Consider the following 24,927-nt stretch of genomic DNA (forward strand, 5'->3'; position numbering starts at 1 on the left):
CGCTCCCGTGCGCCTCGTGCTCGCGTCGGCCTCGCCGGCGCGGCTGTCGGTGCTGCGCGCCGCCGGCACCTCCCCGCTGGTCTCGGTCTCGCAGGTCGACGAGGACGCGATCCTCGCGGGCCTGGGCCCGGACGTCGCGCACGAGGACGCCGTCGCCGCGCTGGCGCGGGCCAAGGTGCAGGACGTGGTGGGCCGGATCGTCGCCGAGGAGCCGCTGCCCGGCCGCGCCGTGGTGATCGGCTGCGATTCGATGCTCTCCATCGACGGCGAGCTCGTCGGCAAGCCGCACACGCCCGAGGTCGCGGCGGCGCGCTGGCGCGCGATGCGCGGCCGCACGGGCCGCCTCCTCACGGGGCACTGCGCGATCCTCCTCGACGACGGTGCCGTGGCCGGCGAGTCCGGCGGCACCCGGGCGACGACGCTGCGCTTCGGCGCACCGTCGGACGCGGAGATCGACGCCTACGTCGCGACGGGCGAGCCCCTGCCGGTGGCCGGCGGGTTCACGCTCGACGGGCTCGGGGGTTGGTTCGTCGACGGCATCGAGGGTGACCCCAGCTCGGTCATCGGCATCTCCCTGCCGCTGACCCGGCAGCTGTTGGGCGACCTGGGCGTCTCGCCCGTCGCGCTGTGGTCCGACCGAGCCTGATCTTCACCATGACGGACGTGGCGGACCTCACAGGGTTCGCGATCCGAATTCCGTAAGCATCGCGTTAACTCCGCGCAATCAGTACGTTTCCGCAGCTGGGAACCACAGTCGAAGGTTCAATCGCGTACGCCGTTCGAGCTGCAAGAACACCGAAGTAATCACCCCCTGCAAGTTCCCCCAACCCCGGTCAAGGGTCCGGCAGCGTGACGAGCGACACCGCTCGTTCGTCTCGCGAAAGGAATAGACGTCGGCTTAGCGTCATGCCATGACCACGACGCTCCGCCCCCTCGCCTCGTCCGAGATCGGCTTCGTGGGCCCGCACCCCACCACGTGCGCCTTCGAGCTGACCGTGCGCGGCCCGCTGGACACCGACGCCCTCTCCGACGCCTTCAACGCGCTCCGCGCCGAGCACCCCGCGCTCGACGCCGCCGTCGCGCCCGCCGGCGACGGCTACGCCTTCGTCCCTCCCCGCGACCGCGCCACCCGCACCGACGGCACCGGCGCGCCCCTCGTCGACCCCGCGGCCGCACTGGCCCGCCTGCACGTCACCTCGCTCGGCGACCGGCATCGCGTCGCGCTCGCCGTCAACCACGCCCTCGCCGACGGCACCCACCTGTACGCGCTCCTGCGCCGGCTCTGGTCGCACTACACCGCGCTGGTGCGCACCGGCGCGACGGACGTCGCCGCGCCCCATCCCTTCCCCCGCTCGGCGCAGCGGATCCTCGAGGGCCTCGACGTCCCCAAGGTCAGCACCGGCCGCGCCCGGCTCGACGGTGCGCGGTGGTACGGCGCCGCCCCCGTCCTCGGTCCCCGGGCCGGCGACGCGGTGCTCCCCGAGACGACCTCCCTGCGCTTCTCGGCCGAGACCACCGCGGGGCTGCTCGCCGCCGCCGAGGGCATCGGCCTGAACGCCCTGCTCTCCGGGATCCTGCTCACCGCCGAACGAGCCGGTTTCGTCGACGAGGATCCGGCGGCACCCGTCCGGATCGGCGCGATGACCCTCGTCGACCTGCGGCGCCGGGTGCGCCCGATGCTCGATCCCACCGAGGTGACCAACTTCGTCGGCGCCTCGTACGCCGCCGCGGAGCTCACCGCCGGCTCCGACCCCGCCGCGGTGGGCGAGGACCTGGCCCGGACGGTCCGCCGGGACGTGCGCGGCGGCCGTGCCCTCACCGCCCTGGCGGTCGCCGCCCCGGCGGGCGAGGCGCCCGAGCCGCCCGTGGTGCTCAGCAACCTCGGCCCGCTCGACGTGGAGCTCCCCGACGGCCTGGTCGCCGAGGACCTGCGTCCCGTCCTGTCGATGGACTCCGCGGCCCTGCACGTGCCGGCCGGTGCGCGGCGCCCCGCACCGTCGGCCACGATCCACCAGGTCTCGACGTTCCGCGGCCGCCTCGGGATCGAGGCGATCACGCTGGGCGGCACCGCCTCCGAGGCGGCCCGCGCCGCCGTCGCCGACCGCATCGACTCGCTCGTCCACGCCGCCGCCCGCCGGGCACCCGCCGCCTGACGCCCGCCGTACCGCCGCCTCGCCGCCGAACCGCCGTCCAGAACAGGAGCCGCCATGCAGAATCACCGCGCACTCACCTTCTCCGAGGCGTCCTTCGTGCGCCCCACCTCGCGCGAGGTGATCGGCACGTCGTTCGAACTGCGGGGCGTCGTCGACGGCACCGCGCTCCGGTCGGCGTTCACCGCGCTGCTCGAGGAGTACCCGGTGCTCGCGGCGCGGATCGTGGACGTCAAGGGCCGCCCCCACTTCGCGCCGGGCGACGCGGCCGTGGCCGCCGCGATCGGCTTCCGCGACACCACGGCGCCGTGGACCGGCTACGAGCAGACGCCGCCGTGGTTCGTCGGCTCCGAGCAGCTCGCGGCCCTGTCGCTCACCGGGATCGGCGAGCGGCACCGGCTCACCCTCTGGGCCAGCCACGCCGCGACGGACGGCTCGGGCATCGTGGCGATCGCGGCCCGGCTGTTCGAGCTGTACACCGCGCTGGCGAGCGGGGCGACGCCGATCATCCGGCGCGCCACCGACTTCCCGGCCGAGCCGCACCTGGTGATGGCGGCGCGCGGCCACCTCCCCGAGGAGCTGGACTACGAGGAGCGACTGGCGGGCACCGTGTGGCACGGCGCGGTCCCGGCGGAGTTCCCCGACGAGCCCGGGCCCGACGTCGACGACGCGCTGCGGGTCCGGTTCGGCACCGGCGAGACCACGGCGCTCGACGCCGCCGCCCGCGCCCACGGCGTCTCGTCGCACGCCCTGGTCAGCGGCATCATCGCCCGCGCCGAGCTCGCCGAGTGCGCGGAGGACGCGGCGGTCGCGCTGCTCACCCCCGTCGACTTCCGCGGCCGGATCAGCCCGCCCATTCCCCTGCGCTCGGTGACGGCGCTGTGCGGCTTCTCCTACGTCGCGGTCGGCGACGCCCCGACCGCGGACATCGCCCGGACGGTGGCCGACCGGATCCGCGCCGACGTGCGCGACGGGACCGTGCTGCGGACCGCCGTGAGCCCGATGCCGGATCCGCGGACCCGCCGCCACGGCCCGCCCGTCCTCATCAGCAACCTCGGCGAGGTACCGGCGCCGGTCGCGCCCGCCGGGCTCGAGGTCCTCGACTTCCACGCGCAGATCGTCCGCAGCGCGGGCGGGATCCGCGAGTACGCCGCGGGCCACACGGGCCCCGGCCTCCCGGCCGCACCCATCGGGACCTCGTACCTGGTCTCCACCTTCGGCGGGCGCCTCTCGGTCGAGCTGCGCGCCCTGCCCGGCACGCTCGACGGTGCCGTCCGCGCCCGCCTCCTGGACCGGATCGAGGACGGGGTGCACGCGCTGCTCGAGATCGGCACCGCCGCATGACCGTCCCCCTCGCCGACACCGAGTCGCCGCCGGCCCCGCCGGTGGCGCTGCTCGTCGACGTCGGCCTGCAACTGGGCGTGTACTTCGCGCTGCGCTATCTGGTCGGCGCGGGGCAGCTCCTCGCCCTCGTCGCCGGCACCGCGCTGGTGGCGGTGCGCATCCTGGCGCGTTCGCTCGTGCGCCGCGCGACCGACCCGCTCGAGCTGTTCACCCTCACCCTGCTCGCCTGCTCCATCACCGCCGCCGCGATCTCCGGCAGCCCCCGCGTGATCCTGCTGGTGGAGACCGCGATCGGCGCGCTCATGGCCGTCGCGATCGCCGCCGGCCTGGTCCTGCGACGCCGGGCCGTCGCGACGCTCATGATGCGGTTGACCGTCCGCGGCGACGCCGGACGCGCCCAGCAGTGGAACCGCCGCGTCCGCACCGAACGGCCCTGCGTCCGGGCGATCGGTGCCGTCGACCCGCTCTGGCTCGTGGCGGTCGTCCTCAGCACCACCGCCTCGGTCACGGCGGCGCTGAGCCTGCCGATCGACTACGCGGTCGTCGCCTGTCAGGTGATCCCGCTGCTGGTCGCCGTCCCGGTGCTGCCGCTCACGCTGCTGCTCCTGCGCCCCGTCCGGGCCGCGCTCGCCGGCGCCGCTCCGGAGGGAGCCGTCCCGGCCCCCGTCGCCCCCCGAACCGATCTCCACCCGACCGTCGAAAGGACGAACTGACATGAAGGTCTGCATCCTCGCCATGGGGAGCCGCGGCGACGTCCAGCCGACGATCGCGATCGGGCTCGCGCTGCGCGCCCGCGGGCACGACGTGACCATCGCCGCGATGGGCGACCCGCTGGTGCGGCTCATCCGGTCGGCGGGCCTGGACGCCCACCGGCTCAACGACTTCGTGCCGGACTACGACGACGACTACCGGGACGTGATCCACCGTCCGGTCGAGCGGATGCGGGCCTACGGGCGCTGGCTGGTACGCAACATCGCGACCATCTCCCGCGAGACCGAGACCGTGTGCCGCGATGCCGACGTGGTGCTGACCCATTCGGACGCCGTCGATTTCGCCCTGCCGATCACGCGGCGCAGCGGCGCGACGATCATCAGCTACCGGTTCTTCCCCGGCACCACCAACAGCGTCTACCCCATGACCCAGTACACCCCCGCGGGCCTGACCAGCGACGTGCTGTCCCGGTCGCCGCGCGTGGTCAAGCGCGCGACGTGGGCCCTCGGCGACTCCTTCACGTGGACCCACGTGCGGGCCGCGGTGAACTTCCACCGGATGTCGGTGGGCGAGGCGCCGTACCGGTCGCGGCGCGCCAAGAACCGCGATGCCAACGAGATCGTCGACCTGCAGCTCTACGATCCCGCGCTCACCCCGGACCTGGTTCCCGAGTTCAGCCGGACGCGGCCGATGCTCGGCTTCCTCGAGGTCCCGGCCGACGCCTGGCTGCGCCAGGGCGAGCAGAAGCGCACCGACGCCGATCTCCTGGCCTGGCTCACGGACGGCGACGCCCCGATCTACTGGGGCTTCGGCAGCATGCGGATCGCGGACCCGGACGGCATGGCGCGCACCTTCGCCCGGGTCTGCGCCGAGCGCGGGCGCCGCGGCCTCATCGTCGCCGGCTGGAGCGATCTGGTCGGCGCCGACCTGGGCGACCACGTCCGCGTCGTCGACGAGGTGGTGCACGCGGAGGTCCTGCCGCACTGCGCCGCCGCCGTCCACCACGGCGGCGCCGGCACCACCGCCGCGTCGCTGCGGGCCGGGCTGCCCACGCTGATCTGCCCGGTGCTCGCGGACCAGCCCTTCTGGGGCGCGCGGGTCACCGACCTCGGCGTCGGCGCCTGCCTGCCGATGCGCAACGTCACCGCGGAGCGCCTGCACGCGGCTTTCGACCTGCTGCTCGATCCGGCCACCCGCCGTCGCGCACAGCGGATCTCGTCGCTCATCGACCTCGGCGACATCCCCGCGCGCCGTGCCGCGACGATCATCGAGTCGATCGCGGAGGACGACGGCGTGGACGTGCGGACCGTTCCGGCGGTGACCGCGCCCGACACCGTCGACTTCGACGCCGCCGATGTGGTCTCCCTCGCCGGGCTGGAGGTGTGAGATGTCCCGACGCGCCCTGACACCGCTCGAGATCCCGTACGTGCTCACGGGGACCACCTCCAGCGGCAGCTTCACCGTCCGCGGCCCGATCGACGCGGGCCGCCTGGCCCGCGCCTACGCGGCGCTGCGCCGGGAGTACCCCGTGCTCGCGGGCCGGATCGAGGCGCACGCCTTCGGTTTCGACCTGATCGCACCGGACGCGGCGCCCGAGAAGGACGCCGCACCGATCCAGGTAGACCTGCGGCCCTTCGCGCCCGGCGACGTGCGGCTCGGCGTGGACGCCGAGCGGGCGATCGCGGCGGTACAGCTCGTCTCCGACGGCGACCTGCACCGCGTCACGCTCGGGGTGAGTCACGCCGTCGCCGACGGCGCCCACGCGCTGTTCCTGAATCTGCGCCTGTGGGAGCTCTACTCGGGCGCCGAGCCCGCAGCTCCCTCCGGCCTCCCGGCCGCGCCGACGGACCTCGCGGAGCGGCTCGCGGCAGGCGACCCGCCGGACCCATCCGTGGTCGAGGTCCTCCCCACCGCGACGGTGCCGTCCCCCGCCGACGTCGACGCCGGCGACTTCGCGTTCGACCGGATCCGCCTCGACGCCGCCGCGACCGAGGCGCTGCGCCGCCGCGCCAAGGACGCGGGCCTGAGCGTGCACGGGCTCCTCGCGGGGATCATCGTCGCCGCCGAACGCGCGGAGATCGACCGCCCCGCCGAGGATCCGGTCCCCCTCGCCGTGTTCAGCCCCGTCGACCTCCGGGCCCGCGCCGAGCCGGCCGTCCCGGCCGCCGCGGTCACCAACTTCGCCGGCTCGTCGACGGTGCCCGTCGCCGTGCGCGGCGACACGACGCCCGAGGAGATCGGTCGCGCCGTCCTGGACGGCCTGCGCGCCGACCTCGCGAACGGCACCGTCGCGGCGGCCCTGGCCGGCGCCGCCCCGGTCACGGTGACCGGCGGGGTCCCCGTGCGGCTGAGCAACATCGGCGCGATCCCGGCACCGTCGACCCCGGACGACGTGACCGTGCTGGACTTCCACACCAGCTCCGAGGTGGACATCGAGCGGGTCCGCGCCCTGGTGCGGCAGGCACCGCCCGAGGCGCTCGCCCCGCTCGTCGGCCTGCACCATCACGCGCTCACCTTCGACGGCCGACTGTCGATCGAGTTGCGGCACGCGCCGGGCACCCTCGCGCCCGACGCCGCCCGGCGCATCCGGGACCGGATCGAGGCCGGTCTCGTCGGCGCGGGAGCCGCCGCATGACGGCCGACCTGCTGGCGTTCGTCGATCAGGGCGCGGCCGCGGGCACCCGTGCGACCGGCCGCAATTCACTCATCCAGGTGACCTGGATCTACGACGACGGCGTCGACCTCGCCGGGCTCGAGCGGTTCCGCACCGCGCTCACCGGCGGACTGCTGGGCCGCCGGATCGCCCACTCCCCGCTGCCCTTCGGCCGGGACCGCTGGGTGGCGACCACCGCGGCGCCGCGGGTCGCCGTCGAGGCCGTCCCGCGCCCGCGCGAGGCGATCGACGGGTGGCTCGACGAACGCGCCGCCGCGCCCATCGACCCCTGGTCGGGGCCGGGCTGGCACCTGGGGGTGCTGCCGCTGACCGAGGGCGGATCCGCCGTGACCCTGGTGGTCTCGCACGTGCTCGCCGACGGCGTGGGCACCGCGACCGCCGTCGCGGAGGCCGCGCTGGGCGCACCCCGCGACCTGCCGTACCCGCGCGAGGCCGCGCCCCCGCTCCGGGCCGCCCGTCGCGACGCGGCCCTGGCGGCGCGGGAGCTGCCCGCCGCCGCGCGGGCCGCGGCGACCGCCGCCCGTCTGGCGCGAGAACGCCTCGATCACGACGGTCCCGCACCCGCGCACCCCGTCGGCACCGACCGCTGGGCGGTCGTGCACCTCGACCGCGCGGCCCTCGCCGCGCGCGCCGCCGCGTCGGGCGGCACCGAGTCGACCCTGCTGTTCCGGGCCACCGCGCGGATCGCCGCCGGACTCGGCTGGGTCCGTCCCGACGGGCAGGCCGTCCTCGGCCTGTCCGTGAACCGGCGCGAGGACGGCGACTTGCGCGGCAACGCGATCGTCGACGCGGAGCTCCTCGTCGACCCGGCGGCGGGTCCCGAGGGCGTGGTCGCCCTGCGCGCGGATGTCAAGGGCGTGCTGGGGGCGTTGCCGGACGCCGGGCAGTACGACGCCTTCGGCCCCCTCCTCACCCTGCTACCGCGCCGCACGCTGGCCTCACTCATCGACGCGCCGCCCGATCCGGCGCACCCGGTCACCACCTGCGCCGGCGTCGGCGCCCTGCCGGCACCGGTCCGCGCACCCGACGGCACCCCGGCGGACCGGACCTGGTTCCGCCTGGCGTGGTCGGCGCTGCCCGGGCGGGTCGCCCCGCCGCGACCGCCGTACCTGTACGTCGGGTGGACGGGCACGGAGACCGAGACCTCGCTGTTCGTCGCGAGCAACCTCGCGGCCGCCGCCGACCTGCACGGGGTCGTCGAGCGGTCGATTCCCGACTACGCACACCACTGAGTGCAGGAACACGCCGCCGCCCGGGGTCGCCGCGGCGCGGCCGGGCGGCCTGGGGGCTAGGCTGGCGGACGTGGCTATCGAGACCGATCCGAGCGCGGAACTGCAGGACTACGCACACCCCGAGCGCCTCGTCACCGCGGACTGGCTGAGCGGGCACCTGGGGGTGCCCGGGCTCAAGGTGATCGAGTCCGACGAGGACGTGCTCCTCTACGACATCGGGCACATCCCGACCGCGCAGAAGGTGGACTGGCACCTGCACCTGAACGACCCGGTGACGCGCGACTACATCACCGGCGAGCAGTTCGCGGAACTCATGCGGGCCAAGGGCATCAGCCGCGACGACACCGTCGTCATCTACGGCGACAAGTCCAACTGGTGGGCCGCGTACGCGCTGTGGGTGTTCACCCTCTTCGGGCACCCGGACGTGCGCCTACTCGACGGTGGCCGCGACAAGTGGATCAGCGACGCCCGCGACGTCTCGCTGGAGCAGCCGGAGTACCCGCGCAGCGACTACCCCGTCGTCGAGCGCGACGACACGGTCATCCGCGCCTTCGCCGATCAGGTGCGCGCCGACATCGGCACGCGCGCCCTCGTCGACGTGCGGTCGCCGCAGGAGTACACCGGCGAGCGCACCCACATGCCCGACTACCCGGAGGAGGGCGCCCTGCGCGGCGGCCACATCCCCACCGCGGTGTCGATCCCGTGGGCGAAGGCGGCCCGGCAGGACGGCCGGTTCCTCCCTCACGCCGACCTCACCGAGGTCTACGGCGGCCTCGATCCGCAGTCGCCGGTGACGGCCTACTGCCGCATCGGCGAGCGCTCGAGCCACACGTGGTTCGTGCTCACCCACCTCCTCGGCTTCACGGACGTCAAGAACTACGACGGCTCGTGGACCGAGTGGGGCAACACCGTGCGGGCCCCCATCGTGCGCGGCGAGGAGCCCGGCGCCGCGCCCGGCGCATGAGCGCCCTGCCCGCGCCCCTGGCGGAGATCGTCGACGACTTCGCCGGGGTCGGCGAGCAGGACCGGCTCGAACTGCTCCTGGAGTTCTCGCGGGAGCTTCCCGAGCTGCCCGAGCACCTGACCGCGGCGGCGATGGAGCCCGTCCCGGAATGCCAGTCGCCGCTGTTCCTCGACGTCGACGCCTCGAATCCCCAGGCGGTCCGGCTGTACTTCAGCGCCCCGCCCGAGGCGCCCACCACCCGCGGCTTCGCGTCGATCCTGGCGCAGGGCCTCGACGGGCAGCCGGCCGCGGCGATCGTCGCCGTGCCCGACGACTTCCACCACGCCCTCGGCCTCGACGCCGTGGTCAGCCCGCTGCGCCTGCGCGGCATGTCGGCGATGCTCGCCCGCATCAAGCGCCGGCTCGCCGGGTAGCCCGGTCCTTCGAGCGAGCCCGCCGTGCAATTCACCGAACTGGACGCGTACCCGCTGCGCCCGGGTGAACTGCGCAACTGGATCCCCACCACGGGTCCGGCCGCGCGCTGGCGCGACGACCCGCGCGCCACCTCGCACGTGCACGAGGCGCACCTGCGGGGCGCGCAGTCGGTGCTGCAGCGCCGGCACATCGACGGTGGCCGCGAGTCGTGGCTGGGCCTGGGCATCGAGTTCGACGAGCCGCTCTCCATCCCCGGGATGCGCACGGCGCTGCGCGCGTGGATCGACCGGCACGAGGTGCTGCGCACCCACGTCTTCCTCGAGGACGACCGGCCGCGCCGCCGGAGCGCGCAGACCGCCACCGTCGACCTGCGGGTCAAGGCGATCGGCACCTACCGGTCCACCGGCCCCCTCGCCGAACAGCTGCTGGGCGAGTTCGACCGGTCGACGGCCCCGCTGACCTGGCCGGCCTACATGTTCTCGACCGTGGCGCGGGAGGACTCGTTCACCCTGTTCTTCGCCGCGGATCACTCCCTGCTCGACGGCTACTCCCTCATCCTCAGCCCGTACGAGCTGCGCGAGTTCTACCGCGAGGCCGTGCACGGCGAGCAGCCGCGGCTCCTCCCCACCGGCAGCTACGTCAACTACTCGGACACCGACCGGCAATCGGCGGACCGGGCCGGCGCGACGCACCCGGCGGCGCTGATGTGGGACGAGTACCTCAGCGAGACCGGCTTCAAACCCGACCCCTTCCCCATGCCGCTGCTGCCGCTCAGCGCGAAGGTGCTCGCGGACGAGACGCGGGCCGCCCTGAGCCGCGATCCGGACGGGGTGCCCCGGCTGCCGCAGGGGGCGCTGAACTTCCACCTGCTCGACGACGACCGGTCCAACAACTTCACCCGCGTGTGCTCCGAGTCGGGCGCCTCGCTGGTGACGGGCGTGCTCGCATGCATGGCGAAGATCAACACCGACCTCGGCTTCGGACCGGTCTTCCGGTGCGCCGTCACCCGCCACACGCGCGACGCCGAGCAGTGGATCGCGGCGCTCGGCTGGTTCGTCGGCATCGCGCCCTTCCGGCTCGACACCACCGGCACCCGGACCTTCGGCGAGCTGGCCCAGCGGGCGCAATCCGCATGGAAGCACTCGAAGGCCGGCAGCACCCTGCCCTACCTGCGCATCGGCGAGGTCCTCGCCGACGAGCCCGGTCGCTCCCAGGCGCCGCCGCCCCGGTTCGTCGTCTCCTTCATGGACACGCGCTCGGCCCCGGGGTCGGACGTCAACGACGCCGGCGGGGCCGGGGCGCTGCGCTCGCGGGACTACTCGATCGACGACGTCTACCTCTGGATGCTGCGCACCCCCTCCGGATTGCACGTGGCGGCGCGCTTCCCCGGCTTCGACACGGCACGCCGGAGTATCACTCTGTACCTCGGCGCGCTACGTTCGTTGTTGACCGAAATAGGCGATGCGACGGTTACTCGTGGGTAACCGAAACCGCGAGGGGACTGTCGGCTCCGCCACAAGTGAGTAGGCATACACTCGTCAGGAGTTGCGCCCGGACGGGACATGTAAGGGCGGCGCGCCGCTGCGCGCCGCAACGGAACGAGGAGACTTGAGTGGCAGCCCACGCTGACAAGAAGATCGAGAAGGTACTCATCGCCAACCGCGGTGAGATCGCCGTCCGCGTCATCCGCGCCGCCCGGGACGCCGGCCTGACCAGCGTCGCCGTGTACGCCGAGCCCGACGCCGACGCCAAGTTCGTGCGCCTCGCCGACGAGGCGTTCGCCCTCGGCGGCCAGACCTCGGCCGAGTCCTACCTCGTCTTCGACAAGATCCTCGACGCCGCCGCCAAGTCCGGCGCCGACGCGATCCACCCCGGCTACGGCTTCCTCTCGGAGAACGCCGACTTCGCGCAGGCCGTCATCGACGCGGGCCTGACCTGGATCGGCCCGTCGCCGGCCTCGATCCGCGACCTGGGCGACAAGGTCACCGCGCGGCACATCGCCGAGCGCGCCGAGGCCCCGATGGCGCCCGGCACCAAGGACCCGGTCAAGGACGCCGACGAGGTCGTCGCCTTCGCGCAGGAGTACGGCGTGCCCGTCGCCATCAAGGCGGCGTTCGGCGGCGGTGGCCGCGGCATGAAGGTCGCGTACACCATCGAGGAGATCCCCGAGCTGTTCGAGTCGGCGACCCGCGAGGCCGTCGCGGCCTTCGGTCGCGGCGAGTGCTTCGTCGAGCGCTACCTCGACAAGGCCCGCCACGTCGAGGCGCAGGTCATCGCCGACCAGCACGGCAACGTCGTGGTCGCCGGCACGCGCGACTGCTCGCTGCAGCGCCGCTTCCAGAAGCTGGTCGAGGAGGCGCCCGCGCCGTTCCTCACCGAGGCGCAGCGCACCTCCATCCACGAGTCGGCCAAGCGCATCTGCCGTGAGGCGGGCTACTACGGCGCCGGCACCGTCGAGTTCCTCGTCGCCGCCGACGGCCTCGTCAGCTTCCTCGAGGTCAACACCCGCCTGCAGGTCGAGCACCCGGTCACCGAGGAGACCGCGGGCATCGACCTCGTGCGCCAGCAGTTCCGCATCGCCGAGGGCAAGGAGCTGACGATCACGGAGGATCCCACTCCCCGCGGTCACAGCTTCGAGTTCCGCATCAACGGCGAGGACGCCGGCCGCGGCTTCCTGCCGGCCCCCGGCCCGATCAGCGTGTACCGCGAGCCCACCGGCCCCGGCGTGCGCGTCGACTCCGGCGTGGACCAGGGCGACGTCATCGGCGGCCAGTTCGACTCGATGCTCGCCAAGCTCATCGTGACCGGCGCGACCCGCCAGGAGGCGCTGGAGCGCTCGCGGCGCGCGCTGGCCGAGTTCGAGGTCGAGGGCCTCGCGACGGTCATCCCGTTCCACCGCCACATCGTCTCCAACCCGGCGTTCGTGGGCGACGAGAACGGTTTCGAGGTCTACACCAAGTGGATCGAGACCGACTGGGAGAACCCGATCGAGCCGTACACCGGTGGCCAGGCCATCGAGGAGGACGACTCGCTGCCCCGCCAGAACGTGGTCGTGGTCGTCGACGGCCGCCGCGTCGAGGTCTCGCTGCCCGGCGAGCTCTCGCTGGGCGGTGGCGGCGCGGCCGGCGGCGCCGGCGTGATCCGCCGCAAGCCGAAGGCGCGCACCCGCGACCGCGGCGCCGGCGTGGCCGCCACGGGCGATTCCGTGACCGCGCCCATGCAGGGCACCGTCGTCAAGGTGGCCGTCGAGGACGGCCAGCAGGTCAGCGCCGGCGACCTCGTCGTGGTGCTCGAGGCCATGAAGATGGAGAACCCGGTCGCGGCGCACAAGGACGGCATCGTGACCGGCCTGGCCGTCGAGCCCGGCACCGCCGTCACGCAGGGCACCGTCCTGCTCGAGATCAAGTCCGACGAGGCCTGATTCCTTGGACCCGATCGGCCTGAACGTCGGGGCGTGGTACCTCACGGAACTGCGCCCCGACGCCTGGCTGGCCGATGAGGCCTACGCCTGGGCCGTCCGCGTGAACACCACCGGCGACTCGATCGGCGAGGTCACCCTCCTCCCCTCGGGCGAGGTCACCGTCGACGGTGCCGACAGCGAGGGCCTGCGCACCGCCCGCGCCGCCGTGGAACGATTCGGCGCGTCGCTCTAGCCAAATCCCCGTGCCGGGCCGCCGGACGGGCGATGATCGAGACATGGCGAGAAAGCCGGAGCCCCCGAAGGCCCCACCCAGCATCAGCGAATCGGTCAACGACCTGGTCGACTCCGTGCGGTCCGCCGCCGGCAAGGCGATGGACAACACCGGCCGCACGGTGACCAGCGTCAGCAAGCTCAGCACCATCCCACCCGACACCATCGAGCTGATCGCCGAGCTGCCCAAGGTGATGCTCGCGATGGCCGACATGATCGAGCGCGCCAACAACGTCATCGACCGGGTCGAGCGGCTCACCGCCGTCGCCGATCCGGCCCTCAACACGCTCGACGCCGTGTTGCCTCCCCTCGTCGACGTCACCAACAAACTCAGCGACGTGCAGCGCGGCGTCAACAAGCTGCCGGGCGTCAGTCACCTCCGCAAGGCCACCGGCCTCAGCAACGAGTGACCTGGAGGCTCACTCCGGTCCGCCGGCCCTGCTCACGTGGTGCGCGCGTTCACCCTGCGGGCCGTAGATGCCGAGGTACTCCACCGGCTTCCCGTCGGCGCTGCCGAACCAGTGCGGCAACCGGGTGTCGAACTCGATCACCTCGCCGGGCTTGATCACCATCTCCTTCTCGCCGAGGATCAGGCGCAGGGCACCGTCGAGGACGTACACCCAGTGGTAGCCGGGGTGCGAGACCGGCGTCGGCGCGACCCCCTCGCCCGGTCGCGGCCGGATGACCTCTTTGAAGGTGCGCAGGCCGCCGGCGCGGCGGGTGAGCGGGACGATGGTGCGGTCCCCGTGCCGCTGCGGCTTGAGCCGCACGCGCGGGTCACCGGTCTCGGGCGCGTCGACGAGCTCGTCGAGCGGCAGGCCGTAGGTGCGCGCGAGCGGCAGCAGCAGCTCCAGCGTGGGCTTGCGCGTGCCGCCCTCCAGCCGTGAGAGCGTGCTCACGGAGATGCCCGTCGCCTCGGCGACTGCGGTCAGGGTGATGTCGCGCTCCTGCCGGATCGCGCGCAGCCGCGGGCCGACCTGCTCGAGAACCGGATCGTCTGCCATGTGACCGATTGTGCCGAATACACCTCGCCCCGCCTAGCGGACCGCGGTCCGTTCCGCTACGGTGGACAGCACGCCCGAGCGGGCGGCAACCCCGTCGAAAGGACCCCCATGAAGATCGGCATCATCCTCGGCTCCATCCGCGACGGCCGCAAGGCCGAGCAGGTCGGCCAGTGGGTCGCCGCGGCCGCCGCGGCGCGCGACGGCGTCGAGGTCACCGTGCTGGACCTCAAGGATTTCGACGTCCCGCTGCTCACCTCCGCCACCGTGCCGGGCGCCGCGAACCGGCAGTACGACAGCGCCGCGGTCACCGCGTGGGGCGAGGCCGTCGACGCCCAGGACGGCTTCGTCTTCGTCACCCCCGAGTACAACCACTCGATCCCCGGCGCCTTCAAGAACGCCTTCGACTCGATCGGTCCCGAGTGGGCCGGCAAGACCGTCGGCTTCGTCGCCTACGGCGCCGACGGCGGCGTCCGCGCGGTGGAGCACTGGCGCCAGATCACCGCCAACTTCTCGATGGTCGACGCCCGCTCGCAGGTCAGCCTGGGCCTGTTCACCGACTTCGACGGTGCCGGCGCGTTCGCCCCGATCGACCGCCGCCCGGCCGAGCTCGCCGCGCTGCTCGACGAGCTGACCGCCGCCACCGAGCGTCACCTGGTCGCCGCCCGCTGACCTCCCCCGCGCCGGGCCCCGATCCCGCCGGGGCCCGGCGCGCGAGCGCCGAATCGATTAGGCTCGCAATCGTCACACGACGAGCGGGGAGCCCCATGCGCTACGACCTCATCATCCGCGACGGGCTGTGGTTCGACGGCACCGGTGCGGAGCCGCGGCCGGCCCACCTCGGCATCATCGGCGACCGCGTCGCCACCGTCGCGCGCGAGCCGCTCGACGAGGCCGGCTGCCCCGAGGTGATCGACGCCCGCGGGAAATGGGTCCTCCCCGGCTTCGTCGACATCCACACGCACTACGACGCCGAGATCCTCCTCAATCCCGGCCTCGGCGAGTCCGTCCGGCACGGCGTCACCACCGCCGTCCTGGGCTGCTGCTCGATGTCGACGGTCTACGCCCGCGCCGAGGACGCCGCCGACCTGTTCAGCCGCGTCGAGGCCGTGCCCCGCAAGCACGTCATCGCGGCCCTGGAGGACTTCCAGGACTGGACCGAGCCCGAGGGGTACGTCAAACGCCTCGATTCCCTGCCCCTGGGACCCAACATCGCCTCCTTCCTGGGCCACTCGGACCTGCGCACCGCGGTGATGGGCCTGCGCCGCGCCACGGACACCTGGTCGTTGCCGTCCCGCGCGGAACTGCGCCGGATGGCCGAGATGCTCGACCGCGCCCTCGACGCCGGCATGCTGGGCATGTCCGGGATGGACGCGCCCATCGACAAGCTCGACGGTGACCGCTACCGCTCCCGCGCACTGCCGTCCACCTACGCCTGGTGGCACGAGCGGTGGCACCTCATCAACGTCCTGCGCAAGCGCGGCCGGATCCTGCAGAGCGCGCCGAACATCAACAATCCGCTCACGGCCGTGATGTTCTTCCTCGCCTCCGGCGACCGCCTGTCGCCGGGACGCCCCGTCCGGACGTCGCTGCTGGTCGCCGCGGATTCGAAGTCCGCCCCCGGCGCGCACCGATTCCTCAGCCGCGCCGCCGCGCTGGGCAACCGGATCTTCCGGTCCCGAGTCTCCTTCCAGCACCTCCCCCTGCCCTTCACCCTCTACTCGGACGGCATCGATCTGCCCGTCTTCGAGGAGTTCGGCGCGGTACCGCCGCGTTGCACATCCGGGACCAGCTCGAGCGCAACGCGCTCATGGCCGACACCGACTACCGGCGGCGGTTCCGGCGCGAGTTCGCCCTCAAGAAGCACAAGCCCGGTCTGTGGCACAAGGACTTCCGCGAGGCCGTCATCGTCGAGTGCCCGGACGCCTCGCTGATCGGCCGGAACTTCGCGGACATCGCCGAGGAGCGGGGCGTCGCCCCGCTCGACGCCTTCCTCGACGTCCTGGTCGAGAACGGCGAGAAGAACGTCCGCTGGACCACGACGGTCGGCAACCACCGCCCCGCCGTGCTCGACGAGATGGCGGCGGACCCGAACTTCCAACTCGGCTTCTCCGATGCGGGGGCGCACCTGCGCAACATGGCCTTCTACAACTTCCCGCTGCGCTTCCTCAAGCGGATGCGCGACGCCGAGGAAGCGGGCCGCACGGTGCTCCCGCTGGGCCGTGCCGTCCACCGGCTCACCGGCGAGCTCGCGACCTGGTTCGGGCTCGACGCCGGATTCCTCCGCGAGGGAGACCGCGCCGATTTCGTCGTCGTCGATCCGGAGCGGCTCGACGACACCGTCGACGCCTACAACGAGGCGGAGGCGCCCTTCTTCGACGACCTCTCCCGCATGGTCAACCGCAACGACGCGACCGTGGTCGCCACCGGCATCGGCGGCCGAGTCGTCTTCCGGCTCGGCGAGTTCGTCCCCGGCTACGGCCGCGATCAGCAGACGGGCCACTACCTCCGCGCCGGCGCACGCTGACCCGCCGGTCGGGCCGGTCGCGTACCTACCCGACCGGACGGGTCGGGACCGGCGACCGTACGGTTTCGCCCACAAGCCCTCCCACCCACTCCTTTCCGCGCCCACAGTGTGCCTGTGAGATGGATCACGCCATCTCACCGGACCGCAGACGCAGGAGAGACGACATGGCCATCGAGCTGAATCAGATCTGGGACTTCCCGATCAAGGAGTTCCACCCCTTCCCCCGCGCGCTGATGGGCGTCGGCGCGCACGACATCATCGGCGTGGAGGCCAAGAACCTCGGCTTCAAGCGCGCCCTGCTGGTGACCACCGGCCTCCGCGGCTCGGGCATCATCGAGGAGCTCATCGGCAAGATCGAGTACCAGGGCGTCGAGGTGGTCCTGTTCGACAAGGTGGAGTCGAACCCCAAGGACTACAACGTCATGGAGGCCGCGGCGATGTACGAGAAGGAGAAGTGCGACAGCATCATCTCCGTCGGCGGCGGCTCCAGCCACGACGCCGCCAAGGGCGCCCGCGTGGTCATCGCGCACGACGGCCGCAACATCAACGAGTTCGAGGGCTTCGCCAAGTCCACCAACAAGAAGAACCCGCCGCACATCGCCGTCTCCACCACCGCCGGCACCGGCTCGGAGACCTCGTGGGCGTACGTCATCACCGACACGTCCGACATGGACAAGCCGCACAAGTGGGTGGCCTTCGACGAGGCCTCCATCGTGACGCTCGCGATCGACGACCCGCTGCTGTACTACTCGTGCCCCCAGCACTTCACGGCGTACTGCGGCTTCGACGTGCTGGCGCACGGCAGCGAGCCCTACGTCTCGCGGCTGGACTTCGCGCCGTCGCTGGGCAACGCCCTGTACTCGATCGAGCTGGTCGCGAAGAACCTGCGCGAGGCCACGTTCGAGCCGCGCAACCTCAAGGCCCGCGAGGGCATGATGAACGCGCAGTACATCTCGGCGCAGGCCTTCAACTCGGGCGGTCTGGGCATCGTGCACTCGATCTCGCACGCCGTCTCCGCCTTCTTCGACAGCCACCACGGCCTTAACAACGCGATCGCGCTGCCCCGCGTGTGGGAGTACAACCTGCCCTCGCGCTACGAGCGGTACGCCGAGATCGCCGTCGCGATGGGCGTCGACACCCGCAACATGACCACGGTGCAGGCCGCGGACGCCGCGGTGGAGGCGGCGATCCGGCTCGCGAAGGACGTCGGCATCCCCGACAACTTCGGGCAGATCCGCACCGACTCGTACGACAAGAACCAGATGAACTCGGGCAAGTACGCCGGCCGCGGCGAGGTGATCAAGGGCGACGAGAAGTCGGTGCTGGCGATCTCGGAGCACATCCAGGACGACTGGTGCACGCCGGGCAATCCGCGCGAGGTCACGGTCTCCTCGATGATCCCGGTCGTGGACCACTGCATCAACGGCACGTACTGACGCCACCAGGGAGGAGACGGCCATGACCACGGTGACCATGATCGAGAAACCTACGGAGGAGACGGGATTCGCCGATGGGCCCGCGCTGCGGGCGGCGCTGCGCGGAGCGGACTACATCGCGGACCCCGACCTGGCCACCGTGGTCCACCTGGCGACGGTGCTCGGCCGGCCCCTGCTCCTGGAGGGGCCGGCGGGTGTCGGCAAGACCGAGCTGGCGAAGGCCTTGGCGGAGGTCGCCGGCCGCCGCCTGATCCGGCTCCAGTGTCACGAGGGGCTCGACGACAGCCGCGCCCTCTACGAGTGGGACTACGCGCGACAGCTGCTGCACGTGCAGATGCTGCGGGACCGGATCGGCACCGATCTGGCGGCCTTCGACACCCTGGAGGAGGCGTCGGCGCACCTGGCCGCCAAGGACTTCGGGCTCTACTCGGAGACCTTCCTCGCGGCGCGGCCCCTCCTCGCGGCGATCCTGTCCGAGGAGCCGGTGGTGCTGCTGGTCGACGAGGTGGATCGCACCGAGGAGTCGATGGAGGCGCTGCTGCTCGAGGTGCTGGCGGAGAACCAGGTGACGGTGCCGGAGATCGGCACTTTCACCGCCCGCACCCGGCCGTGGGTCGTGTTGACCTCCAACGACACCCGCGAGCTCAGCGCCGCACTCAAGCGCCGCTGCCTGCACTACCACCTCGGCTACCCCGCCGCCGGCCGCGAGCGCGACATCGTCGCCGCCCGCGCGCCCGAGGTGGAACCCGCCGCGATCGCCGAGGTGGTCGCGCTCGCGGGCGAGCTGCGGGACCTGCCGCTGCGCAAGAGCCCGTCGATCTCGGAGGTGATCGACGCGGCCCGGATCGCCGCCGTCCTGGCCGGCACCGGCACCACGGCGGCCGAGCGCCCCGAGCTGCTCTACGCCGCGCTCCTGAAGTACTCCACGGACGTGGAGCTGGTGCGCACGCGGAAAGGCGGCGCACCGTCGGGTCCGGCGGAGGCGACGGGCCGGCCGGACCGGACGACGGTGGCGGCCGATCCCGCCAACACCACGACGGCCGTCTTCCGGGGGCACGGGGGCCGGGGCCGTGGCGGCAACTGAGACGGCGGGCCTGCTCGACGTCGTCGCCGCGGCCTTCGGCGCGCGGCTGCGCGCGCACGGCGTGGGCGCCTCCCCCGCCGAGGTGATCGAGGTGCGCCGCGTGCTCGCGCTGTACGGGGCGCGCGACCGGGCGCGGCTCGGCGCTGGGCTTCGCGCGACCTGCGTCAAGTACGCGCACGAGGACGCCGGGTTCGATGCGGCCTTCGCCGAGCTCTTCGCGGCCGCCCCCGGCACCGTCGACGCCCCGGACCGGACGCCGGCGCCCGCGGCGCTGACGGGCGACCTGCCCGACGACCTCGTCCTCGATCCCGACGGGGAGGTGGGCCGCTACGCCGACTACAACGAGCGGGCGGCGGAGGTCGGGGATCTCGTCGTGGACACCCCGGAGGCCGAGGAGGGCTTCAACCCGCACAAGGACGACGACGACTTCTCGGTGACGTCGGCGGCGGACGGCGAGCTCGCCGTCTCCGGGGAGGACGGGGGTCGCCGCGGCGTGAGCTACACCCTCGACGTGGCGCGGGCCGGGACCGCCGAGGTCGGGGCGCTGTCCGACGGTGCCGCGATGGCCGCGTCCGGCGCGCTGCGCTGGGACGATCCGGCGGCGATTCTGGCGTGGCTGGACCGCTACGACCCGAGCCGGGTGTACGCCGACGCCGGGCCGGAGCAGGAGCTGACGCAGGCCACCGCCGACCGGCTGGCCGCGGCGCTGAGCGCCTTCGTCGAGGCCCTGGCCGCGGCGGGCCCGGTCCCGCCCGGGCCGCCGGGCGAGGTCGAATCGCGGCCCCACGCCGAGCTGGAGCTCGCGGTGCACGAGGTGCTGCGCCGCATGCGCGGGGCGCCGCGGGAGCGGGTGCGCTACCACGGCCACGGGCGGCTCGACCTGCGCGCGACCGCCCGGACGGCGCAGCGCACGGACGGCGTTCCGTTCCGCCTCGCGACCCGCGTGCCCCGCCCCGACCGGCTGCGCCTGCTGATCCTCGCGGACGTCTCGCTGTCGGTGCGCCCGGTGACCGCGTTCGTCCTGCGCCTCGCGCAGTCGATCCGGCGGCGCACCGCCCGGTGCGAGGTCTACGGCTTCGTCGACCGCCCCGTGGACGTGACCGAGGCCCTGCTGCCCGGCGCGGGCGACGACGCCCTCGCACAGGTCCTGGCCGACCCGGAGATCGACCTCGAGGCGTCCAGCGACTACGGGCGGGTCTTCGCGGAGCTCCTCGCGGCGCCCGCCGGCCTCACCCGGCGCACGTCGGTCCTCATCGTCGGCGACGGGCGCTCGGGCGGCCTGCCCGACGGCGCCGGCGACCTCGCGGAGCTGCGGCGACGCGTGCACCGGCTGGCGTGGATCACACCGGAGCCGGAGCGGTACTGGGCGCAGGCGACGTGCGCGATGCCCGCGTACCGCGAGCACTGCGACGCGGTGGTCACGGCGCGCGACGCGGACCAGCTGATCGAGCGGGCGGCGGAGCTCGGGAACGCGCTGCGCTGACGGCGCACCTACCCGATCGGGCAGGTACCCGCCCCTGCGAACGGCCCGCCGGCGGCCTCCCGGGCTGACGTAACATGGGTCACATCGATCCGGTGAGGAGCAGCCCCGTGACCCACCTCGATGATCGCGCCGCGAACGATCTCGATCACCGCACCGCGATGGTGCCGTTGGTCTCGCGCGAGGTGCCGCGCACCGTCAAGTTCCACGCCCCGGAGATCGTCTTCGGCGTCGATTCCCTCGGCGAGGCCGCGCACGCGGCGGTCCGCCTCGGCGCGGTCCGCCCGCTGCTGGTGACCGACCCGGGGCTGATCGAGGCCGGCTGGGTCGACGAGCTCCTCGGGCACCTGCGCGACGCGGGCCTGCGGCCCGAGGTCTTCAGCGCCGTGACGCCGAATCCGAAGGACCACGAGGTCGCCGCGGCCTTCGAGCGGTACGCCGAGGCCGGCTGCGACGTGGTGCTCGGGATCGGCGGCGGCTCGGTCATGGACGCGGCGAAGGGCGTGGCGATCCTCGCCACCAACGGCGGAGGGATCCTGGACTACGTGGGCGTGGACCGGGTGACCCGCCCCATCCCGCCGACCGTCATGGTGCCCACGACCGCGGGCACCGGCGCCGACGTCTCCCAGTTCTGCATCGTCACCGACACCGAGCGGGCCACCAAGGTCACCATCCTGGGCCGGGCCCTGGTGCCCGACGTCACCGTCATCGACCCGCGGCTGCTGACCACGATGCCGGAGTGGTTGGGCGCCGCGAGCGGCCTCGACGCGCTCACGCACGGCGTGGAGGCGTACGTCTCGCTGGCCCACAACCCGCTCACCGATCACCACGCGCTGCGGGCCGTGGGCCTTGTGTCCGAGTCGCTCACCGCCAGCATGGCGGACCCGCGCAGCATCTCCGCCCGCCTGGTGATGGCGCAGGCCAGCCTGGAGGCGGGGATGGCCTTCACCAACGCGATCCTCGGGGCCGCGCACGCGATGAGCCACCAGGTGGGCGGGCTGCTGGACAAGCCGCACGGGGTGATCAACGGCATCCTGCTGCCGCACGTCGTGCGGTTCAACGCGGCCGCGGACCCCGCGCCCTACGTGGCGATCGCCGCCGGGATGGGCCTCGACGCGCAGCACGCGCCGCCCGCGGAGGCGGCCGCCGCCGTGGCCGACCGGGTGGAGGAGCTGGCGCGGGAGGTCGGCGTCCCGCGGGGACTGTCGGAACTGGGCGTCCCCGAGGACGTCCTCCCCCGGCTGGCGGCGCAGAGCCTCGAGGACTCGTGCATGACCACGAACCCGCGGGCCGCGACGGTCGGCGAGATCACCGAGCTGTTCCGGGCGGCGATGTGACCGCCGAGTCGGACCTCGCCGCGCTCACCGGGCTCCGGTCGGGCAAGAGCAGCTACTACCCGCAGTACCGGGGAGCGGTCGAGCGCGCGGAGCGCGTCCTGCACGCGCTGGACCTCATCGCGGGCGCCCTGGTGCGGACCGTCGAGGGGCCGGAGACACTGGTGTGCTCGGTCGCGGAGGTGGCGCGGGAGCACCTGCGCGCCGACTGGGTGGTCTTCGCGCTCACCGACGGCCGCCTCACGGCCGCGGGCATGCGGCGCCTCGTGCTCGGCCCGGACGGCATCCCCTACCTCGTGGACCGGGTGACCGGCCCGCCCCTCCCGTACGAGGTGGTCGACTGCCTCGAACGGATCCGCGACCCCGCCACGGTCTCGGACCGCACGTCGCTCGAGGGCCGGCACGCCTTCGTGCCCCTCGTGCTCGACGGTGCCGTGGTCGGCGCGATCGCCGCGTGGGTGCCCGAGGGACGCGAGCTGGACGGCACCGACGCGGCCGTGCTGAGCATCTTGGCGAGCCAGACCGCGGTCGCACTGCACAACGCGGCGCTGTACGAGGGCATCGCGACGCTGCTGACGCGGTCGGAGCAGGCGCACGCCCAGGCCCGCCGGACCGCCGCCGACCTCGCGGTGCGCAACGCCGAGCTCGTCAGCACGCAGCGCGAGCTCGGCGTGGCCCAGCGGCAGCGCGTCCTCGACGACGAGCGCCACCGCATCGCCCGCGAACTCCACGACAGCGTCACCCAGGCCGTGCTCTCCGCGGGCATGCAGATCGAGGTGTGCCGCAGCGACATCCCGGCGGCCGAACGCGCCGAGCGGCTCGACCTCGCCAAGGAGATGACGCGACGCGGCGTGGAGCAGCTGCGCGCCGCGATCTACACGCTGGGCAACAGCCACGACCACGAGGACGCGGCGCTGCCCGAGATGCTGCGCCGCCTCGGCGTGGTGCACGAGCCCGACGAGCTGACCGTCTCGGTCCGGGTGCGCGGCGAAGCCCGGGAACTGCGCGCGGCCGTCGAGCACGCGCTGCTGCGGATCGCGGGCGAGGCCCTCTTCAACGTCGCGGTCCACGCGGGCGCGAGCCGCGCTGTGGTCTCGCTGCGCTACGGACCGGACGTCGTCGAGCTCGCCGTCGACGACGACGGCACCGGCGATCCCGCCGCCCTGCGCACCGCGCTCGCGGCCAGCCGGGAGCGCGATCTCGACGGCCACGGTCGCGGGCTCGCGAACATGGCGGCGCGCGCCGCCGAATGCGGTGGGCGGCTGTCGATCCGGCGGTCGCGGATCGGCGGGGTCCGCGTGCAGGTGGCACTACCGGTGGAGGAGGAGTCGTGACGGAGACCCGGGAACGGACGGCGGAGCGGTCGCGGCTGGTGCTGGTCGACGACCACGCGATCCTGCGGCAGGGGCTGCGGTCGGTGCTGGAGCGCGAGCCCGATCTGGAAGTCGTGGGAGAGGCGGTGTCGCGCGCCGAGGCCCGCGCGGTGGCGGAGCACGTGCGGCCCGACGTGATGGTGATCGACCTGAAGCTATCGGGCGGCTCGGAGCTGGAGGGCCTGAGCCTGTGCCGGGATCTCACGGCCGCGCACCCGGAGATCGGGCTGCTCGTGCTCACGACCTTCCTCGACGAGCGGCTCGTGGTCGAGGCGGTCCAGGCCGGCGCGCGTGGCTACGTCGTCAAGGACGTGGACACCACGGAGCTGGTGAGCGCCATCCGTTCGGTGACCCGGGGGCAGAGCGCCTTCGACTCGCGCACCGCGGTCGCCGTGGTGAGGACGCTGGCGGGTGGAGCGCCCGACGACACGCTCACCGCTCGCGAGCTGGAGGTGCTGCGCCTGCTGGCGAAGGGCCACTCCAACACCCGGATCGGCGAGCAGCTGTTCATCTCCCCCACGACCGTGAAGTTCCACGTGAGCAATCTGCTGCGCAAGCTGGGCGTGAGCCGCCGCACCGAGGCCGCGTACGAGGCCAGCAAGCGCGGGATCATCTAGGCGGCGTCACCGGTCGACCACGAGCCACCCGCCGTGGTGCTCGGTGACCGCGAAGGCGAGGCCGGTCGCGGCGCCGAGCTCACGCAGCGTCGTCGCCGTGAAGCTCCGCACGTGCCCGTACCGCGCGTCGGGCTCGTCCTCGTAGGGCACCGCGACGATCACCCGGCGGCGGGCCAGCCGCACCGCCTCGGCGAGGATCGCGCGCCCGGCCGCGGGCGACACGTGCTCGAGGAGGTGCAGGGCGGTGACAGTGTCCGCGTAACCGTCGGGCAGGCCCGTCGCGGCCGCGTCTCCGGCGACGGTGCGCAGCGGTGCGCCCAGGTCGGGCGCGACCCGCGCGAGCAGCGCCATGGTGCCGGGGCACAGGTCCGAGGCCGTGACGCGCCACCCGCGGCGGGCGGCGCGCAGCGCGAAGAAGCCGAAGCAGGAGCCGAGATCGAGCAACGACTCGCCCACGAGCAGCTCCTCGGCGCGCTCGTGGACGGGAGCGAAAGGGGTGCAGCCGGATTCGAGATCGGCGAGGGAGTTGCGGTAGTACGTCAGCCAGGCCTCGTGCGGCACGTCGACGGTGCTGCGCACGGCGCCGACCACGAGCCGCTCGAACTCGTCGACGGTGGGGGGTGCCGCGATCGCGGCGAGGCGTGCCGCGAGGGAGTCGCGCAGGTGCTCGGGCCGGAGCCGGTGCCGCAGGTGCACCCGCCCGCCGGCGCGCTCGACGGCGAGGAGGGCACCGCCGGGACGGCCCGAACGGGAGACGGTCACCGTTCCGTCCGACCAGGTTCCGGGCCGCTGCGGGGCGAGCACATCGATCATCCTCCGAGCGTAGGAACGCCCGCGCGGCCCCGCGCCGGGCCGACGAACGGGACGCGGCCTATCCGGTCGGAGGGGCGGTCCC

At 73.4% G+C, this 24,927-nt stretch carries 22 protein-coding genes and 1 pseudogene; 21 read left to right on the forward strand and 2 right to left on the reverse strand.

From position 1 onward, the window contains the following. Positions 1-16: 16 nt before the first annotated feature. The 13 genes from BLW32_RS21765 (at position 17) to BLW32_RS21825 (ending at position 13,590) form a co-directional block, all read left to right on the forward strand. Complete coding sequence (locus BLW32_RS21765; RefSeq protein ID WP_197467624.1) at positions 17-646, forward strand: Maf family protein; 630 nt, start codon at positions 17-19, stop codon at positions 644-646. A gap of 265 nt (positions 647-911) precedes the next feature. Beyond that, a complete protein-coding gene (locus BLW32_RS21770) occupies positions 912-2,153 on the forward strand; it encodes a phthiocerol/phthiodiolone dimycocerosyl transferase family protein (protein ID WP_068522291.1) in 1,242 nt (413 codons plus the stop codon). A gap of 54 nt (positions 2,154-2,207) precedes the next feature. After that, positions 2,208-3,494 carry a phthiocerol/phthiodiolone dimycocerosyl transferase family protein gene (locus tag BLW32_RS21775; protein WP_068742966.1) on the forward strand — a complete coding sequence of 429 codons (1,287 nt, stop codon included), beginning with the start codon at positions 2,208-2,210 and terminating at the stop codon, positions 3,492-3,494. Continuing rightward, positions 3,491-4,207, forward strand: coding sequence for a VC0807 family protein (locus BLW32_RS21780; protein ID WP_068522295.1), 717 nt, complete (start codon positions 3,491-3,493; stop codon positions 4,205-4,207). The genes BLW32_RS21775 and BLW32_RS21780 overlap by 4 nt, the downstream gene beginning before the upstream one ends. A 1-nt stretch (position 4,208) precedes the next feature. Beyond that, a complete protein-coding gene (locus BLW32_RS21785) occupies positions 4,209-5,591 on the forward strand; it encodes a glycosyltransferase (RefSeq protein ID WP_068522297.1) in 1,383 nt (460 codons plus the stop codon). Position 5,592: 1 nt separating this feature from the next. After that, positions 5,593-6,840: a phthiocerol/phthiodiolone dimycocerosyl transferase family protein gene (locus tag BLW32_RS21790; protein WP_068742967.1), complete on the forward strand. Its 1,248-nt coding sequence runs from the start codon at positions 5,593-5,595 to the stop codon at positions 6,838-6,840. Continuing rightward, a complete protein-coding gene (locus BLW32_RS21795; RefSeq protein ID WP_068522301.1) occupies positions 6,837-8,111 on the forward strand; it encodes a hypothetical protein in 1,275 nt (424 codons plus the stop codon). The genes BLW32_RS21790 and BLW32_RS21795 overlap by 4 nt, the downstream gene beginning before the upstream one ends. 70 nt (positions 8,112-8,181) lie before the next feature. Next, complete coding sequence (locus BLW32_RS21800) at positions 8,182-9,075, forward strand: sulfurtransferase (protein ID WP_068522303.1); 894 nt, start codon at positions 8,182-8,184, stop codon at positions 9,073-9,075. Further along, complete coding sequence (locus BLW32_RS21805) at positions 9,072-9,488, forward strand: SufE family protein (protein ID WP_068742968.1); 417 nt, start codon at positions 9,072-9,074, stop codon at positions 9,486-9,488. Before BLW32_RS21800 ends, BLW32_RS21805 begins: the two co-directional genes overlap by 4 nt. A 24-nt stretch (positions 9,489-9,512) precedes the next feature. Continuing rightward, positions 9,513-10,973: a condensation domain-containing protein gene (locus BLW32_RS21810; protein ID WP_068742969.1), complete on the forward strand. Its 1,461-nt coding sequence runs from the start codon at positions 9,513-9,515 to the stop codon at positions 10,971-10,973. A 128-nt stretch (positions 10,974-11,101) separates the two neighbouring features. Then, positions 11,102-12,910, forward strand: coding sequence for an acetyl/propionyl/methylcrotonyl-CoA carboxylase subunit alpha (locus BLW32_RS21815; protein ID WP_068742970.1), 1,809 nt, complete (start codon positions 11,102-11,104; stop codon positions 12,908-12,910). A 4-nt stretch (positions 12,911-12,914) separates the two neighbouring features. Then, the gene (locus tag BLW32_RS21820; protein ID WP_068522309.1) at positions 12,915-13,142 is read left to right on the forward strand and encodes a hypothetical protein; all 228 of its coding nucleotides are present in this window, start codon (positions 12,915-12,917) and stop codon (positions 13,140-13,142) included. A gap of 43 nt (positions 13,143-13,185) precedes the next feature. After that, positions 13,186-13,590, forward strand: a complete 405-nt coding sequence (locus BLW32_RS21825) for a hypothetical protein (RefSeq protein WP_068522311.1) — start codon at positions 13,186-13,188, stop codon at positions 13,588-13,590. Between the two features lie 9 nt (positions 13,591-13,599). Here BLW32_RS21825 and BLW32_RS21830 read toward each other — a convergent pair whose 3' ends face one another. After that, positions 13,600-14,184: a helix-turn-helix domain-containing protein gene (locus BLW32_RS21830; RefSeq protein WP_068522313.1), complete on the reverse strand. Its 585-nt coding sequence runs from the start codon at positions 14,182-14,184 to the stop codon at positions 13,600-13,602. A gap of 108 nt (positions 14,185-14,292) precedes the next feature. Between BLW32_RS21830 and BLW32_RS21835 the strand changes: the two genes are divergently transcribed. The 8 genes and pseudogenes from BLW32_RS21835 (at position 14,293) to BLW32_RS21870 (ending at position 24,032) form a co-directional block, all read left to right on the forward strand. Continuing rightward, on the forward strand, positions 14,293-14,853 hold the full coding sequence (locus tag BLW32_RS21835) for an NADPH-dependent FMN reductase (protein WP_068522315.1): 561 nt from the start codon (positions 14,293-14,295) through the stop codon (positions 14,851-14,853). Between the two features lie 95 nt (positions 14,854-14,948). After that, positions 14,949-16,708 (forward strand): annotated as a pseudogene (locus tag BLW32_RS21840) (N-acyl-D-amino-acid deacylase family protein). Between the two features lie 164 nt (positions 16,709-16,872). After that, positions 16,873-18,144, forward strand: a complete 1,272-nt coding sequence (gene mdo, locus BLW32_RS21845) for an NDMA-dependent methanol dehydrogenase (RefSeq protein WP_068522320.1) — start codon at positions 16,873-16,875, stop codon at positions 18,142-18,144. Between the two features lie 22 nt (positions 18,145-18,166). Then, positions 18,167-19,228 (forward strand): MadB family AAA-type ATPase, encoded by a 1,062-nt coding sequence (locus BLW32_RS21850; protein WP_068742971.1) that lies wholly within the window; start codon positions 18,167-18,169, stop codon positions 19,226-19,228. Next, positions 19,215-20,711 (forward strand): MadC family VWA domain-containing protein, encoded by a 1,497-nt coding sequence (madC, locus tag BLW32_RS21855; RefSeq protein ID WP_068742972.1) that lies wholly within the window; start codon positions 19,215-19,217, stop codon positions 20,709-20,711. Before BLW32_RS21850 ends, madC begins: the two co-directional genes overlap by 14 nt. A gap of 158 nt (positions 20,712-20,869) precedes the next feature. Continuing rightward, positions 20,870-22,045 carry an iron-containing alcohol dehydrogenase gene (locus tag BLW32_RS21860; RefSeq protein ID WP_068523254.1) on the forward strand — a complete coding sequence of 392 codons (1,176 nt, stop codon included), beginning with the start codon at positions 20,870-20,872 and terminating at the stop codon, positions 22,043-22,045. Continuing rightward, positions 22,042-23,376 (forward strand): MadS family sensor histidine kinase, encoded by a 1,335-nt coding sequence (locus BLW32_RS21865; protein ID WP_068522327.1) that lies wholly within the window; start codon positions 22,042-22,044, stop codon positions 23,374-23,376. Before BLW32_RS21860 ends, BLW32_RS21865 begins: the two co-directional genes overlap by 4 nt. Next, entirely contained in the window at positions 23,373-24,032 is a 660-nt protein-coding gene (locus BLW32_RS21870; RefSeq protein WP_068522329.1) for a MadR family response regulator transcription factor, read from the forward strand. The genes BLW32_RS21865 and BLW32_RS21870 overlap by 4 nt, the downstream gene beginning before the upstream one ends. 6 nt (positions 24,033-24,038) lie before the next feature. Here the strand turns inward: BLW32_RS21870 and mftM are convergent, their stop codons facing one another. Next, complete coding sequence (gene mftM / locus BLW32_RS21875; RefSeq protein ID WP_068742973.1) at positions 24,039-24,845, reverse strand: mycofactocin oligosaccharide methyltransferase MftM; 807 nt, start codon at positions 24,843-24,845, stop codon at positions 24,039-24,041. Between the last annotated feature and the right edge of the window lie 82 nt (positions 24,846-24,927).

The organism is Tsukamurella tyrosinosolvens, from assembly GCF_900104775.1.
GTDB classification, from domain to species: domain Bacteria; phylum Actinomycetota; class Actinomycetes; order Mycobacteriales; family Mycobacteriaceae; genus Tsukamurella; species Tsukamurella tyrosinosolvens.

What these genes read in the sequence shown, in the direction of transcription:
- BLW32_RS21850 (WP_068742971.1), top strand. Translation starts at nt 18,167, where the DNA reads ATGACCACGGTGACCATGATCGAGAAACCTACGGAGGAGACGGGATTC.
- BLW32_RS21830 (WP_068522313.1), bottom strand. Translation starts at nt 14,184, where the DNA reads ATGGCAGACGATCCGGTTCTCGAGCAGGTCGGCCCGCGGCTGCGCGCG.
- BLW32_RS21770 (WP_068522291.1), top strand. Translation starts at nt 912, where the DNA reads ATGACCACGACGCTCCGCCCCCTCGCCTCGTCCGAGATCGGCTTCGTG.
- mftM (WP_068742973.1), bottom strand. Translation starts at nt 24,845, where the DNA reads ATGATCGATGTGCTCGCCCCGCAGCGGCCCGGAACCTGGTCGGACGGA.
- BLW32_RS21795 (WP_068522301.1), top strand. Translation starts at nt 6,837, where the DNA reads ATGACGGCCGACCTGCTGGCGTTCGTCGATCAGGGCGCGGCCGCGGGC.
- BLW32_RS21785 (WP_068522297.1), top strand. Translation starts at nt 4,209, where the DNA reads ATGAAGGTCTGCATCCTCGCCATGGGGAGCCGCGGCGACGTCCAGCCG.
- BLW32_RS21835 (WP_068522315.1), top strand. Translation starts at nt 14,293, where the DNA reads ATGAAGATCGGCATCATCCTCGGCTCCATCCGCGACGGCCGCAAGGCC.
- BLW32_RS21780 (WP_068522295.1), top strand. Translation starts at nt 3,491, where the DNA reads ATGACCGTCCCCCTCGCCGACACCGAGTCGCCGCCGGCCCCGCCGGTG.
- mdo (WP_068522320.1), top strand. Translation starts at nt 16,873, where the DNA reads ATGGCCATCGAGCTGAATCAGATCTGGGACTTCCCGATCAAGGAGTTC.
- BLW32_RS21825 (WP_068522311.1), top strand. Translation starts at nt 13,186, where the DNA reads ATGGCGAGAAAGCCGGAGCCCCCGAAGGCCCCACCCAGCATCAGCGAA.
- BLW32_RS21790 (WP_068742967.1), top strand. Translation starts at nt 5,593, where the DNA reads ATGTCCCGACGCGCCCTGACACCGCTCGAGATCCCGTACGTGCTCACG.
- BLW32_RS21860 (WP_068523254.1), top strand. Translation starts at nt 20,870, where the DNA reads ATGGTGCCGTTGGTCTCGCGCGAGGTGCCGCGCACCGTCAAGTTCCAC.
- BLW32_RS21805 (WP_068742968.1), top strand. Translation starts at nt 9,072, where the DNA reads ATGAGCGCCCTGCCCGCGCCCCTGGCGGAGATCGTCGACGACTTCGCC.
- BLW32_RS21775 (WP_068742966.1), top strand. Translation starts at nt 2,208, where the DNA reads ATGCAGAATCACCGCGCACTCACCTTCTCCGAGGCGTCCTTCGTGCGC.